Below are 14,216 nucleotides of genomic sequence, written 5' to 3'. Positions count from 1 at the left end.
ATATGCAAGCGCGCTACGCTTCGCCGGGTGCGTCGGGCGTCGGCGTGATCAGCCGTTTCAGGCCGGCGTCCATTTGTCGCGCCTGCTCCTGAAGTTCCGCGATGGCGGCGCTCGCATCCTTGCGTCCACGCCGACTCGCGATGGCATTGTTGACCCGTTCGACTGACGTACCCACGCGTCGTATCGTCAGCTCCCGGAAACTCATCGCGCCATCGTCCGGATTGGCGTCGCGTCGTTGATTCTTGATGTTGGTGACCATTCCCTGGGTCGAGGCCGTAGAGTCCTCGCGACCCGTGCCGACTCCTGCCGCACGCTCCCATGGGCGGCTCCCATCGGCGATTCCCATAACCGGCTCCCATTGCCGGCACGCGTCGTCACCACGCTCGTCGCTTCGACCCCATCACCCGGGCATACCGATGGCCGGCCGCTGACTCGATCCGGACAAACCCGTATGCTGCAGGCCGTTTCCGGGCAACGCCCGCGCCTCTCATGGCCGATTTTGTCACCAGGTGGGCCGAATATGACATTGGGAATCGGCCATCGCGGCATTACGATGGGTCACGTCGTCGCCCGGGTCCGGCCGGCTTTGCCGTACCGGCCCGGTAGCGCACCTCATTCACCGCCTGATTTGGAACATCGACCATGAGCTATAACGCCCCCGTCAAGGACATGCTGTTCGTGCTGAAGGAACTCGCGGGTATCGACGCCGTCGCGCAGTTGCCGGGCTTCGAGGATGCCGGTTACGACACGGCGCAGGCCGTGCTCGACGAGTCCGCGAAGTTCTGCGGCGAGGTGCTGGCGCCGCTGAACGTCGAAGGCGACCGCAACCCGAGCAGCTGGAAGGATGGCGTCGTGACCGCGACGCCGGGCTTCGGCGACGCGTTCCGCCAGTTCGTCGAAGGCGGCTGGCAGGGGCTGCAGCATCCGGCCGAGTACGACGGCCAGGGGCTGCCGAAGTTGATCGCGACGCCGTGCATCGAGATGCTGAACGCGTCGAACCTGTCGTTCGCGCTGTGCCCGCTGCTGACCGACGGCGCGATCGAGGCGCTGCTGACGGCCGGCACCGACGAGCAGAAGCAGCGCTACGTGCCGAAGCTGATCTCGGGCGAATGGACGGGGACGATGAACCTGACCGAGCCGCAGGCGGGCTCCGATCTGGCGCTGGTGCGCTCGCGCGCGGAGCCGCAGGGCGACGGCACCTACAAGGTGTTCGGCACGAAGATCTTCATCACGTGGGGCGAGCACGACATGGCGGACAACATCGTCCACCTGGTGCTGGCGCGCACGCCGAACGCGCCGGAAGGCGTGAAGGGCATCTCGCTGTTCATCGTGCCGAAGTTCATGGTCAACGACGACGGTTCGCTGGGCGCGCGCAACGACGTGCACTGCGTGTCGATCGAGCACAAGCTCGGGATCAAGGCGAGCCCGACGGCGGTGCTGCAATACGGCGACCACGGCGGTGCGATCGGCTACCTGGTCGGCGAGGAGAACCGCGGCCTCGAATACATGTTCATCATGATGAACGCGGCGCGTTTCGGGGTCGGGATGCAGGGGATCGGCGTGGCCGACCGTGCGTACCAGAAGGCGGCGGCGTTCGCTAAGGAACGCGTGCAGAGCCGCCCGGTGGACGGCTCCGCGAAGCAGTCGGTGACGATCATCCATCACCCGGACGTGCGTCGCATGCTCGGCACGATGCGTGCGCTGACCGAAGGCGCGCGGGCGCTGGCGTATGTGGCAGCCGCGCACAGCGACATTGCCCACCGCCATTCGGACGAGGCGACGCGCGGCCGTCATCAGGCAATCTACGAATATCTGGTGCCGGTCGTGAAGGGCTGGAGCACGGAGATGGTGAACGACGTGGCGAGCCTGGGCGTGCAGGTGCACGGCGGGATGGGCTTCATCGAGGAGACGGGTGCGGCGCAGTACTACCGCGATGCGCGGATCCTGGCGATCTACGAAGGGACGACGGCGATCCAGGCGAACGACCTGGTGGGCCGCAAGACGATGCGCGACGGCGGCGCGGTGGCGAAGGCGCTGATCGCGGAGATCGGCGACACGGTGGCAGCGCTGGGCAGGCTGGACGGTGCGGCGGCCGCGTCGATGAAGGCGCAGCTGGAAAAGGGTGCGCGCGCGCTGTCGTCGGTGGTGGACTACGTGGTGGCGAACGTGAAGCAGGACCCGAACGCGGTGTTTGCGGGCAGCGTGCCGTATCTGAAGCTGGCGGGCGTGGTGCTGTGCGGGTGGCAGATGGCGCGCGCGCTGGTGGCCGCGCAGGCGAACCGCGCGAGCGACCCGGCGTTCTTCGACGCGAAGATCGCGATCGCGCAATGCTATGCGGAGCACATTCTCGTGCAGGCCGGCGCGCTCGAAGCGTCGATCGTTGGCGCGAAGGGCAACGAGAGCGTGCTCGCGTTGACGGAAGACCAGTTCTGACCGGCTGACGGTCGGGACGCAGGAGGAGACAGGATTTTGACCACACAGGACTTGCTTGCGCAATACGGCCCGCGCGAATCGATGGAATACGACGTCGTGATCGTCGGCGGCGGCCCCGCCGGGCTGTCGGCGGCGATCCGGCTCAAGCAGCTGGCCGCCGAGAAAGGCACCGAGATCGGCGTGTGCGTGCTCGAGAAGGGTTCCGAGATCGGCGCGCACATCCTGTCGGGCGCGGTGATGGACCCGCGCGCGATCACCGAACTGTTCCCCGACTGGAAGGAACAGGGCGCGCCGCTCACCGTCGAGGTGAGCGAGGACCGCTTCCTGTTCCTGTCCGAGAAGAGCGCGGTGACGACGCCGAACTGGGCGCTGCCCGAGAACTTCAAGAACCACGGCAATTACGTGATTTCGCTGGGCAACGTCACGCGTTGGCTCGGCCAGCAGGCCGAGGCGCTGGGCGTCGAGATATTCCCGGGATTCCCGGCCGCGGAAATCCTGTACAACGACGACGGCTCCGTGAAGGGCGTCGCGACCGGCAACATGGGCGTGGGCAAGGACGGCGAGCCGACCGAGAACTTCCAGCTCGGCATGGAGCTGCACGCGAAGTACACGCTGTTCGCCGAAGGCTGCCGCGGCCATCTGGGCCGCCAGCTGATCTCGAAGTTCAAGCTCGACGCGAACGCCGATCCGCAGGCGTACGGGATCGGCATCAAGGAGCTGTGGGAAATCGATCCCGCGAAGCACAAGCCGGGCCTCGTGATCCACACGGCCGGCTGGCCGCTGAAGTCCGATACGTACGGCGGCTCGTTCCTGTATCACATGGACAACAATCAGGTCGTGGTCGGCTTCGTGGTGGGCCTCGGCTACACGAACCCGTACCTGTCGCCGTTCGAGGAATTCCAGCGCTACAAGACGCATCCGTCGATCCGCGCGTTCCTGGAAGGCGGCAAGCGCGTGTCGTACGGCGCGCGCGCGATCACCGCGGGCGGGCTGCTGTCGCTGCCGAAGACGGTGTTCCCGGGCGGCGCGCTGATCGGCGACGACGCGGGTTTCCTGAACGCATCGCGGATCAAGGGCAGCCACGCGGCGATCAAGACCGGCATGCTGGCGGCGGACGCCGCGTTCGACGCGGTGCAGGCCGGCCGCCAGAGCGACGAACTCAACGCGTACCCGGACGCGTTCAAGCAGTCGTGGCTGTACACGGAGCTGTACCGCGCGCGCAACTTCAAGCAGTGGATGGCCAAGGGGCTGTATCTCGGCACGCTGATGGTCGGGCTGGAGCAGAAGGTGATGGGCGGCAACGTGCCGTGGACGCTGCACCACCAGCACGCGGATCACGAGATGCTGAAGCCGGCGTCGCAGTGCGAGCCGATCGAGTATCCGAAGCCGGACGGCAAGCTGACGTTCGACCGGTTGTCGTCGGTGTTCATCTCGAACACGAACCACGAGGAGAACCAGCCGGCGCACCTGACGCTGAAGGATGCGAGCGTGCCGGTGAACGTGAACCTGCGCACGTACGCGGGGCCGGAGGGGCGCTTCTGCCCGGCGGCGGTGTACGAGTTCGTGAAGAACGACGACGGCAGCGATCGGCTGGTGATCAACGCGCAGAACTGCGTGCACTGCAAGACCTGCGACATCAAGGACCCGACTCAGAACATCGTGTGGGTCACGCCGGAAGGCGGCGGCGGGCCGAATTACCCGAACATGTAACGCATCAGCGCGCATGCTTGCGCGAACGAACCGGAGCAGACGATGAGCAATGCAGCGAAAGAAGTCGTGGTGGTGAGCGGTGTCCGTACCGCGATCGGTGATTTCGGCGGCAGCCTGAAGGATTTCTCGCCGACCGACCTCGGTGCGAAGGTCGTGCGCGAAGTGCTGTCGCGTGCGAACGTGCCGGGCGACGCGGTCGGGCATGTCGTGTTCGGCCACGTCGTGAACACCGAGCCGAAGGACATGTATCTGTCGCGCGTCGCGGCGATCGACGGCGGCGTCGCACAGCACACGCCCGCGATGAACGTGAACCGCCTGTGCGGCTCGGGCCTGCAGGCGATCGTGTCGGCCGCGCAGACCATCATGCTCGGCGATGCCGACGTCGCGATCGGCGGCGGCTCGGAGAACATGAGCCGCGCGCCGTACACGGTGCCGGCCGCGCGCTTCGGCCAGCGCATGGGCGACGGCAAGCTCGTCGACATGATGCTCGGCGCGCTGCACGACCCGTTCCAGACGATCCACATGGGCGTGACGGCCGAGAACGTCGCACGCAAGTACGACATCTCGCGCGACGCGCAGGATGCGCTCGCGCTCGAATCGCATCGTCGCGCGGCGCGCGCGATCGCGGAAGGGCGCTTCAAGGATCAGATCCTGCCGATCTCGATCCGCACGAAGAAGGGCGAGGTGGCGTTCGACACCGACGAGCACGTGCGTCACGACGCGAGCGCGGACGATTTCACGAAGCTGCGCCCGGTGTTCGCGAAGGAGAACGGCACCGTGACGGCCGGCAACGCATCGGGCATCAACGACGCGGCCGCGGCCGTGCTGATGATGAGCGCGGACGCCGCACGCGCGCAGGGCGTGAAGCCGCTCGCACGCCTCGTCGCGTATGCGCACGCGGGCGTCGATCCGGCGTATATGGGCATCGGCCCGGTGCCGGCCACGCAGAAGGCGCTCGAACGCGCGGGCTTGAAGATTACTGATCTCGACGTGATCGAGGCGAACGAGGCGTTCGCAGCGCAGGCCTGCGCGGTCACTCAGGAACTCGGCCTCGATCCCGCGAAGGTCAACCCGAACGGGTCGGGCATCTCGCTCGGTCACCCGATCGGCGCGACCGGTGCGTTGATCACGGTCAAGGCGCTGTACGAGCTGAAGCGCATCGGCGGGCGTTACGCGCTCGTGACGATGTGTATCGGCGGCGGCCAGGGGATTGCTGCGATCTTCGAGAACATCTGATAATCGGACACTCAGCACCCGAACACACAGGAAACTTCATGGCCATCGAAATCGTCGGCGTCGTGGGCGCCGGAACCATGGGCAACGGCATTGCGCAGACCGCCGCCGTTGCGGGACTCAACGTCGTGATGATCGACGTCAGCGACGCTGCGCTCGACAAGGGCATCGCGACGCTGAAGGGCAGCCTCGAGCGGCTCGTGTCGAAGGACAAGCTCGACGCGGCCGCACGCGATGCGGCGCTGGCGCGCATCACGACGTCGACCGACTACGCGAAGCTCGCGTCGGCCGACATCGTGATCGAAGCCGCGACCGAGAATGTCGAGCTGAAGGGCCGCATCCTGAAGCAGATCGAGGCCGTCGCGCGGCCCGACGCGATCGTCGCGACCAACACGTCGTCGATCTCGATCACCGCGCTCGCGGCGCCGCTCGCCGATCCGGCGCGCTTCGTCGGCATGCACTTCTTCAATCCGGTGCCGCTGATGCCGCTCGTCGAGATCATCCGCGGGCTGCAGACGAGCGACGCGACCGCGTCGGCCGTGCGCGAATTGACCGAACGTTTCGACAAGTCGCCGATCGGCGTGCGCAATTCGCCGGGCTTCGTCGTGAACCGGATCCTCGTGCCGATGATCAACGAGGCGTTCTTCGTGCTGGCCGAAGGCATCGCGTCGGCCGAGGAGATCGACGCGGGGATGAAGCTCGGCGCGAACCACCCGATCGGGCCGCTCGCGCTGGCCGACCTCGTCGGCCTCGACGTGTGCCTCGCGGTGATGGACGTGTTCGTGAAGGACTTCGGCGATCCCAAGTATCGTGCGTGCCCGCTGCTGCGCGAGATGGTGTCGGCAGGGCGGTTGGGGCGGAAGGTGGGGCGCGGGGTGTACGACTACAGCAAGTAAGCGGCACACCATGCCACTTCGTCGCGCGGCCGCCTCAGGGCGGCCGCGTGCATTAAGCGGTGCGACTACGCGTCCAGCACCCCCAGATCCCGCGGCAACATCCGCTTGAACATCGCGAGGATCTGCCGCGCCGTCTTCGGCGGCAGCGTGATCGCATGGCGCACGGCCGCTGCGATCTGGATCATCATCAGCTCGGCGAACGCGCGCCGCTGCGCGCGTGTCGTGTCGGGCGCCACGTCTCCCAATGCATCCGCTAACAGCGCGGCCAGAAACTCGCCGTCCGCCCGGTCGAGTTCCTGCAGCGCGCGGTCGGCCTGCGTCGCGCGCCAGATGTCGCGCATCAGCGGCTCGTCGACGAACATCCGGTAGTAGCTGTCCGTGATGCGGGCGAGCGTGCCGTGCAGGTCGTCGAGCGTCTTCATCGCGGCGAGATCGCGCCGCACGCAGTCGTGCCCGACGGCGTTGTAGCGTTCCGCGAGCGTGCCGATCACGGCCGCCTTGTCCGGAAAGTACTGGTACAGCGAACCGAACGAGATGCCCGTGCGTTCGACGATGTCGCTCATCCGGAACGCGTCGCAGCCTTTCTCGATCATCACGTCCGACGCACACGCGAGGATGCGCTCGAACCGCTCGCGGCTGCGCTGCTGCGTCGGCACGAGCCGCGCGCGCGCCGGCGCGTCCGCTACCGCCGCTTCGGGCGCGTCGTTCTGCCCCGATTTTTGTCGGCTCATGCCGCCTCCGGAAAAACTTGACGTTGCAAATGCGAGAGTCTATCGTGTTTTTAAAACGCGAGACATTCTCGCATTTTAGAGAGAAAAGGAGACGCACATGTCGGCACTTCCCATCCTCATCGTCGGCGGCTCGGGCAAGACGGGCACCCGCGTCGATGCACGGCTGCGCACACGCGGCATCGCTACCCGGCCCGTGTCGCGCACGTCGGCCGTCCGCTTCGACTGGACCGAGCTCGCGACGTGGCCCGCCGCACTCGACGGCGTGTCGGCCGCGTACGTGACCTACCAGCCGGACCTGGCCGTCGAAGGCGCGGTGGAAGCGATTGCCGCATTCGCACGGCTCGCGCGTGAAAGCGGCGTCGAGCGCGTGGTGCTGCTGTCCGGGCGCGGCGAGCCCCGCGCGCAGGCTGCCGAGGCCGCGCTGCAGGCGTCGGGGGTGGGCTGGGGCGTGGTGCGCGCGAGCTGGTTCAACCAGAACTTCTCCGAGGGCTACCTGCTCGACGGCGTGCTGGCCGGCGAGGTCGCGCTGCCGGTCGGTGCGGTGCGCGAGCCGTTCGTCGATGCGGACGACATCGCGGACGTGGCCGTGGTCGCGCTTACCGATGCCCGGTTCGCGGATCGCGTGATCGAGGTCACGGGCCCGCGCGCGCTGACGTTCGCCGAAGCCGTCGGCGAAATCGCGCGGGCCGCCGGCCAGCCGATCGCGTATCGCGAGATTCCGCCCGATGCGTTCGTCGCGGGGCTGCGCGAGGTCGGCGTGCCGGAGCCGGTCGTCGAGTTGCTCGACGAATTGTTCGGCACGGTGCTCGATGGGCGCAACAGCGCGGTGGCGCACGGCATCGACGACACGCTCGGGCGGCCGGCGCGCGATTTCGCCGACTATGCGCGTACGACGGCCGCAACCGGCGTGTGGAGCGCGTGACCATGATCGCGTTCGTGACTTCCGCATTGCTGTGGGGTTCGGCCATCGGCTGCGGGCTGATGGCCGGCGTGTACTTCGCGTTCTCGACGTTCGTGATGACGTCGCTCGGACGGATCGCGCCGCAGGCCGGCGCGGCCGCGATGAATGCGCTCAACGTCGACATCGTGCGTTCGCCGTTCATGCCGCTGTTCCTCGGCACGACGCTGATGGCGCTCGCGCTGGTCGTGCTCGCGCTGTTCGATCGCGATCAACCGGGCGCGATGGCGGCGCTCGCGGGCGGCGTGCTCTACGTGGCCGGCATGTTCGCGGTGACGATGGCCGTCAACGTGCCGCTCAACGATGCGCTCGCCGCGGCCGATCCGGCGACCGCGCAAGGCGCGGCGCTGTGGACGCGCTACGTGCACGACTGGACGATGTGGAATCACGTGCGCACGGTGGCGTCGGCGGCCGCGTGTGTGTTTTTTATCGCGGGGATTGCGGCGCGTTAGCGCTGCCGTCGAGCCGGACACGCGCTACGCATGAAACGCCGACGGCGACGTGTCGAAATGCCGCTTGAACATTGCGGAAACGCGCTCTGGCTGCTGTAACCGTGATCCATCGCGACGGTCGGCACCCACTCGCCATGTGCGAGGCGCTTGAGCGCGAGCCGCCGCCGCGCCTGCTCGCGCCAGCGGCGGAAGCCGAGCCTCGTCTCGCGCCGGAACGCGCGATTGCGGTTCGAACGGCCGCTCCCTGATGTCGCGCAAGCCGTGCCGGAAGCGAAAACACCGGCGGCCTGCATGGCCGATGAAGGACGCCGGGAATCGGGGTCCGCGATACAGCGATTTCGTTTTCTTCATCCCGGCGTCCTGGACTCGCCAATGTGACAAGTGCCATGGAAGCTGCATTTATTTCGGGTTTTCCGGAAATTTATTCTAATAAGACCCCGGGTTGCCGGAAGGAATGCAGATCGGTCGATTTTTAGCTGATCGAGCCGATAACGACGAAACTGAAATTCCGGTCGGAATATTTTCCGTTTGCGTCGCCGGTTTGAATCGTGGCTCCGCTGCCGGAAAGTGCCGGAAAGATCACGTTGTCCAGCGTGTTTTGTCCGCCGCCGTATCCCCATTGCGAGCCGACAATCGCGGGCGTTTTGATGAATGCGGTATTGAACGAGAGCTGGTACGTGCCGGTGCTTTCGCGTTTCACGGCGAATCCGCCCGAGCCATCCACGACCGTGCCGTTGCCCTGGACGCTGCCCCACAGTGTAACTTGAGCCATGATCGTTTCTCCTTCGCTATTCTTCTAAAACAATATCGGGAATTGAAACGGAATGTCGATCGTATGCAGTCGGGATTCCCCGGATCGACAGCTGTATTGTATGTGATGGATTTTTAAAGCCGGGATCATCGGTAAATAATTTATTCTGGTTTGTATTCTAAATAAGTCGAATTTGTAATGGCTGGCGCGAATTGTTGCGCAATATCGGCGCGTGGCGTCGGCAACCGATAAAAACCCGCATTTATCGGGAGCGGACCGTGGCATGCCGATCGCGGCGGGCAATCCGCGAGCGGCTGTGAACCCGACGCCGGGCTCAAGGCAAGAGGCACCACATCGCGAGAAACGGCGCGCTGCCCGAGCGCATCGCATGCACGATATTGGGCGTGTTGTGCAGCCCGCCGCCGATGCCCGGATCGAACCACGCGCCGTCCCGCTGGCGAAATTCACCCGCGGACAGCAGCACGTATGCCTCTTCCGGCAGATGCTGGTGATCGGGGTAGCGGGTAAAGGGCGCGATCAACGAAAACCCGAGCTGAACGTCGTAACGGCTCTCCATTCCGCCCGGCCCGCAGATCATCCCGTTTACGTGCTTCTCGACGTAATCTACGCTCCCGTTCAACCCCGACGTTCGTCGTTGCCAGCCCAGCGAGGGTTCGAGCGTCTTGAGCGCGCGTGCCGCGGCGCGCAGGTCGGACGAATCGTCAAGAAGGGGCGCAAGCGCGGAATCGAGGAGGTCGCAGGCCGGATATCGTTTCGCGGCACGCATGCCGTCGTGAGACGGATGCTCGAGGCGAGCGAAAACCTGCGCCGCTGCGTGGCGGGCCGCATCCGGCAACCTGGTCGACTGAAACAGGGCCTGGGCGATGGCGATGAAATGTTCGAGGTTTTCGTTGCGCGTGTACATGGTGCTCCATGAATGCGGTGACGGCCGTGTCGCATGCGTTGCGACGCGTTGAGTGCGTGGCGATTTCCCGTGAATGCCATTGCACGCTCTCGGGCGTTGCCCTCCGTCCGAATCATAGGCCAAGCGCGTCATGTCCGGCACGGCTGCCGTATCGTGTCGCGCTCGGGTGGAAAGCGCTCGCGCGGCGACACCTCTCGCGTCGAGAAGGCCCGCCGGTATTGGCATTGTGCACCGGCCGGCGCACCGTCCGAGCGCTATCTCAATCAGTGATCGACAGCGGTGCCGAATGCGGGCGGTCGGCCAGCGCCGATCGTCGAGCGTCGCACGCCGCGCCAAGAAGCTCTAACAAAATGAATTTTGAAGCCGTCGCCGGCAAATGATGCAGGCGGCGATTCTCACGAATGCTTCATGGATCGCCGCGAGGCATTCGAACCGGATGCACAGGCGTCTGAAGTTGTGAAGCCATGCGAAGGTACGCTCGACCACCGCATCTGCTACCGTCGGGCCATTGGTTTCTTCTCTGGTCGGCATGCATGATCACGGTCGCCGGCCTGAATACCCACAGATAGTGGCGCATAATGTTTTGATATCGACCCTTGGCAGAAAGAGGGTTTTATGCGCTGCACAATATGCGGATCCGAGAATCCTCCCGGTGCGAGGGTCTGCCAGGAGTGTCAGGCCGTGCTGTCCCGCACTTGTCCGCAATGCGGACATGAGGCCGAGCCAGCAGCCCGCTTCTGCAGCAATTGCGGGGCGTCGCTGGCTACACCCGCCGCTGCGCCGTCATTTTCTCGACCATCGGTTCGGGAGCCGCCGCCAACCCCCATTCATTACACGCCCGATCATCTCGCCGAGCGGATCCGTGCCGAACACGCGGCCATGGAAGCGCGCGGCGAGCCCGCCGGCGAGCGCAAGACCGTTACCGCGCTGTTTGCCGACATGGCCGGGTCGACCGCGTTGATCCACGATCTCGATCCCGAAGTGGCGCATCGCTTGATCGTGCCCGTGGTCGAGCTGATGATGGAAGCCGTCCACTACTACGAAGGGTACGTAGCGAAATCGCTCGGCGATGGCATCCTCGCGCTGTTCGGCGCACCGATCGCCCACGAAGACCATGCGCAGCGAGCGCTTTTCGCCGCATTGCGCATGCAGCAGGCGATGCGGCAGCATGGCGACCGCATTCGTCTGCGGGAAGGCATTCCTCTGCAAATTCGCGTCGGCGTTCATACGGGCGAGGTCGTCGTCCGTTCCATCCGCACCGACGACTTGCACACCGAATACGATCCGCTCGGGCATACGATCCACATCGCGTCGCGGATCGAGGGAATCGCCACGCCCACGTCGATTCTCGTCAGCGAGTCCACCCATAAGCTGGCCGAAGGCTATTTCGAGTTCAAGGCGCTCGGGGCAACGCAACTCAAGGGAATTCCGGCGCCGCTGTGCGTATACGAGGTGCTTGGCCTGGGGGCGTTGCGCACGCGCCTGCAGCTGGCGGCGCATCGCGGTCTCGCGCGGTTCGTCGGCCGTGAAACGGAAATGGACCATCTGAACCGGGCACTGGAGGCAATGAGGGGCGGGCATGGGCGCGTGGTCGGCGTGGTGGGGGAAGCGGGCGTCGGAAAGTCGCGCCTTTTTCACGAGTTCAAGGAGCGTTCACGGCGTGGCGCGCTGGTGCTGGAAACGTTTTCGGTCTCGCACGGCAAGGCGTTTCCCAATTTGCCGCTCATCGAACTCCTGAAGAACTATTTCCAGATCACGACGCAGGACGACGAGCGGCGCTGCCGGGAAAAGGTCATCGGCAAGGCGCTCACGCTCGAGCGCAGTTTCGAGGACCTTGTGCCATACGTCCTCTATCTGCTTGGAATCGGTGAGGGCGGGACGATACTGGTCGAGATGGATCCGCAGATCCGGCGCGACCGTACCTTCGACGCGATCAGGAAGCTTCTCGCGCGAGAGAGCCGGAATCAGCCGGTCCATTTGCTGTTCGAGGATCTGCAATGGCTGGACCGTGAGACAGAAGCCTTCCTCGCATACCTGGTCGACCACGTGCCGGACGAGCGAATACTCCTTCTGGTGAACTACAGGCCCGAGTATCGGCCCGCGTGGGGCCGCGCGGTTCATTGCAGCAAAATCCGTCTCGAACCGCTGGGTCCGTCCGATGCTCAAGGACTGCTTACGGCGCTGCTCGGCGAAGATCGCACACTCGTGCCTCTAAAGCAGCTCATTCTGGAGAAGACGGAGGGCAACCCGTTTTTCATGGAGGAAGTGGTTCAGACGCTTGTCGAAGAGAAATCGCTGCTCGGCGATGCCGGGCATTACCGCATCGTGGAGACTCCGGCGACGCTGCACATTCCCACCACCGTGCAGGGCGTGCTGGCTGCCCGGATCGATCGGCTTCCCATCGAGGAAAAGGAACTGCTACAGGCGCTCGCAGTGATAGGCCACGAGTTTCCGTTCAGCCTGATCCGGCGAATTTGCAGTGAAGCGCCGGCGTGGGACGATGAACTGCGTCGTCTGCTCGCCCATCTGGAAGCCGCGGAGTTCATCTACGAGCGACCCGCCTTTCCCGAGGTCAATTATTCATTCAAACACGCGCTGACTCAGGAAGTGGCCGGGCGCTCGTTGCTCACGGAACGGCGTACCACATTGCACGAGCGCACTGCGCAGGCGATCGAGGTGCTGTTCCCGACGCGCATCGCCGATTACTGCAGCGAACTTGCGCACCACTACAGTCAGAGCGGAAACATTCCCAAGGCTGTCGAATATCTGCATCGTGCGGCGCAGCAGGCGCTACGTCATGCCGCCCACCCCGATGCAATGAATCACCTCGGAGCGGCGCTTGCGCTGCTCGAGCGTTTGCCGGATACACCGATGCATGCGCATTGGGAACTGACGCTGCTGCTTTCCCTTGGGCCGGTCTTGATGGATGTCCGTGGGTATGGCGCGACAGAGGTGGGCGTGACATACAGGCGCGCGCTCGAGTTATGCGAGCGGACCGGTGAGGCATCGCAACGCTTTGCGACGCAGTTGGGCTTGCGGATACACCATGTGGTGCGCGGCGAGTATGCAATCGCGACCGATCTGAGCAACCAGATGCTCGGTATTGCCAGGGATGCGAATGATCCAGGCATGCTCGTGGAGGCACATGGTGCGCTGGGCGTGTGCTTTTTTCTGCAGGGCGATTTCGGCGCTGCTCGCGCAAACCTGGAACAGGCCTGTGCGATCTACGATCCGAAGCAGCATCAGGCACACGTCTTCGCACACGGGGTGGATCCTGGTATTCGGGCGCTCAATTACCTCGTATTGACTTTGTGGTTTCAGGGCTATCCGGAACAAGCGCTCAAACGCAGCGCCGAAGCACTCACGCTCGCGCAGGGCCTTGCTTATGGGCCATCTCTGGCGTTCAGTCTTACCTACGCAGGCCACTTGCATCAACTGCGGAGGGAGCCGGCGCTTGCCGGTGAGCGTGCCGATGCGGTCATTGCCGTATCGACCGAGCACGGATTGCCTTACTGGCTCGCGTGGGGGACGCTTCTGCGAGGCTGGGCGACGAGCGAGCAAGGAAACATCCAGGACGGGATCGCGCAGATGCGGCTGGGCCTCGACGCGCAGCGGGCAGCCGGCGGCGAAGACCTGCGGCCATATTCTCTCGCGTTGCTCGCCGACAGTTACTGGCGTGCGGGCGACAAGAGGGCAGCACGAGACACGCTGGAAGAGGCGATGGCGATCGTCGAGAAATCCGGTGAGCATTGCTACGAAGCCGAGCTCTGCCGGCTCACGGGAATCTATTTGGCCGGAGAGGCGATCAAGGACGGCACGGCACCCGTACGCGATAACGAAGCCGTAGACTGTTTTCACAGAGCGATCGCGCGAGCGCGCCGGCAGGGTGCCAGGGCGCTGGAATTGCGAGCAGCGTCGGACCTTGCGAGGCTGTTGCAACGGCAGGGGAAGACCGTGGAGGCAAGGCGGGCGCTGTCCGAGGTGTACAGCTGCTTCACGGAAGGATTCGGCACGAGCGACCTGCGAGAGGCGAAAGCGCTGCTGGATGCTTTGGACGCGCGCGCCGGATGAATGGACCTGCGGCGCACGACGACGTATCGCGTGACGCCGTATCGTCCATTACCTGC

11 protein-coding genes and 2 pseudogenes are annotated in these 14,216 nt (G+C 65.0%); 7 read left to right on the top strand and 6 right to left on the bottom strand.

Annotated elements, in window-relative coordinates; translation table 11 throughout:
• Nucleotides 1–13 precede the first annotated feature (13 nt).
• A complete protein-coding gene (locus tag FPJ27_RS03590; protein ID WP_204420867.1) occupies nt 14–259 on the bottom strand; it encodes a hypothetical protein in 246 nt (81 codons plus the stop codon).
• 383 nt (nt 260–642) lie between these two features.
• Between FPJ27_RS03590 and FPJ27_RS03585 the strand changes: the two genes are divergently transcribed.
• Genes FPJ27_RS03585 through FPJ27_RS03570 form a run of 4 tightly spaced genes read left to right on the top strand, consistent with a single transcriptional unit; the run spans nt 643 to nt 6,272 of the window.
• Nucleotides 643–2,433: an acyl-CoA dehydrogenase gene (locus tag FPJ27_RS03585; protein ID WP_204420866.1), complete on the top strand. Its 1,791-nt coding sequence runs from the start codon at nt 643–645 to the stop codon at nt 2,431–2,433.
• 36 nt (nt 2,434–2,469) lie between these two features.
• Nucleotides 2,470–4,143 (top strand): electron transfer flavoprotein-ubiquinone oxidoreductase, encoded by a 1,674-nt coding sequence (locus FPJ27_RS03580; protein ID WP_204420865.1) that lies wholly within the window; start codon nt 2,470–2,472, stop codon nt 4,141–4,143.
• Nucleotides 4,144–4,185: 42 nt separating this feature from the next.
• A complete protein-coding gene (bktB, locus tag FPJ27_RS03575; RefSeq protein WP_204420864.1) occupies nt 4,186–5,379 on the top strand; it encodes a beta-ketothiolase BktB in 1,194 nt (397 codons plus the stop codon).
• Between the two features lie 38 nt (nt 5,380–5,417).
• Nucleotides 5,418–6,272: a 3-hydroxybutyryl-CoA dehydrogenase gene (locus FPJ27_RS03570; RefSeq protein ID WP_204420863.1), complete on the top strand. Its 855-nt coding sequence runs from the start codon at nt 5,418–5,420 to the stop codon at nt 6,270–6,272.
• Between the two features lie 65 nt (nt 6,273–6,337).
• On the opposite strand, the gene FPJ27_RS03565 is transcribed toward FPJ27_RS03570, so the two are convergent.
• Entirely contained in the window at nt 6,338–7,003 is a 666-nt protein-coding gene (locus tag FPJ27_RS03565) for a TetR/AcrR family transcriptional regulator (protein WP_204420862.1), read from the bottom strand.
• A gap of 97 nt (nt 7,004–7,100) precedes the next feature.
• Between FPJ27_RS03565 and FPJ27_RS03560 the strand changes: the two genes are divergently transcribed.
• Nucleotides 7,101–7,925, top strand: coding sequence for an NmrA family transcriptional regulator (locus FPJ27_RS03560; RefSeq protein ID WP_204420861.1), 825 nt, complete (start codon nt 7,101–7,103; stop codon nt 7,923–7,925).
• A gap of 2 nt (nt 7,926–7,927) precedes the next feature.
• On the top strand, nt 7,928–8,413 hold the full coding sequence (locus FPJ27_RS03555; protein WP_204420860.1) for an anthrone oxygenase family protein: 486 nt from the start codon (nt 7,928–7,930) through the stop codon (nt 8,411–8,413).
• Nucleotides 8,414–8,437: 24 nt separating this feature from the next.
• Here the strand turns inward: FPJ27_RS03555 and FPJ27_RS03550 are convergent.
• The 4 genes and pseudogenes from FPJ27_RS03550 to FPJ27_RS03535 form a co-directional block, all read right to left on the bottom strand.
• Nucleotides 8,438–8,637: pseudogene (locus tag FPJ27_RS03550) on the bottom strand (helix-turn-helix domain-containing protein); the annotation flags it as partial.
• A gap of 248 nt (nt 8,638–8,885) precedes the next feature.
• Nucleotides 8,886–9,113: a hypothetical protein gene (locus FPJ27_RS03545; RefSeq protein ID WP_083534036.1), complete on the bottom strand. Its 228-nt coding sequence runs from the start codon at nt 9,111–9,113 to the stop codon at nt 8,886–8,888.
• A 385-nt stretch (nt 9,114–9,498) separates the two neighbouring features.
• On the bottom strand, nt 9,499–10,089 hold the full coding sequence (locus FPJ27_RS03540) for a dimethylsulfoniopropionate lyase (RefSeq protein ID WP_204420859.1): 591 nt from the start codon (nt 10,087–10,089) through the stop codon (nt 9,499–9,501).
• A 342-nt stretch (nt 10,090–10,431) separates the two neighbouring features.
• A pseudogene (locus FPJ27_RS03535) lies at nt 10,432–10,575 on the bottom strand (IS5/IS1182 family transposase); the annotation flags it as partial.
• 129 nt (nt 10,576–10,704) lie between these two features.
• Here FPJ27_RS03535 and FPJ27_RS03530 point away from each other — a divergent pair.
• Nucleotides 10,705–14,160 (top strand): adenylate/guanylate cyclase domain-containing protein, encoded by a 3,456-nt coding sequence (locus FPJ27_RS03530; RefSeq protein ID WP_204420858.1) that lies wholly within the window; start codon nt 10,705–10,707, stop codon nt 14,158–14,160.
• The last annotated feature ends 56 nt before the right edge of the window (nt 14,161–14,216 follow it).

It is taken from the genome of Burkholderia sp. MS455 (assembly GCF_016899445.1).
Lineage (GTDB): Bacteria > Pseudomonadota > Gammaproteobacteria > Burkholderiales > Burkholderiaceae > Burkholderia > Burkholderia pyrrocinia_C.
This window is presented reverse-complemented; position numbering and strand designations above follow the sequence as displayed.

Bases quoted from the DNA above. Each gene is read 5' to 3' on its own strand.
- FPJ27_RS03590 (WP_204420867.1), bottom strand. From the start codon at position 259: ATGGTCACCAACATCAAGAATCAACGACGCGACGCCAATCCGGACGAT.
- FPJ27_RS03585 (WP_204420866.1), top strand. From the start codon at position 643: ATGAGCTATAACGCCCCCGTCAAGGACATGCTGTTCGTGCTGAAGGAA.
- bktB (WP_204420864.1), top strand. From the start codon at position 4,186: ATGAGCAATGCAGCGAAAGAAGTCGTGGTGGTGAGCGGTGTCCGTACC.
- FPJ27_RS03570 (WP_204420863.1), top strand. From the start codon at position 5,418: ATGGCCATCGAAATCGTCGGCGTCGTGGGCGCCGGAACCATGGGCAAC.
- FPJ27_RS03565 (WP_204420862.1), bottom strand. From the start codon at position 7,003: ATGAGCCGACAAAAATCGGGGCAGAACGACGCGCCCGAAGCGGCGGTA.
- FPJ27_RS03560 (WP_204420861.1), top strand. From the start codon at position 7,101: ATGTCGGCACTTCCCATCCTCATCGTCGGCGGCTCGGGCAAGACGGGC.
- FPJ27_RS03555 (WP_204420860.1), top strand. From the start codon at position 7,928: ATGATCGCGTTCGTGACTTCCGCATTGCTGTGGGGTTCGGCCATCGGC.
- FPJ27_RS03540 (WP_204420859.1), bottom strand. From the start codon at position 10,089: ATGTACACGCGCAACGAAAACCTCGAACATTTCATCGCCATCGCCCAG.
- FPJ27_RS03530 (WP_204420858.1), top strand. From the start codon at position 10,705: ATGCGCTGCACAATATGCGGATCCGAGAATCCTCCCGGTGCGAGGGTC.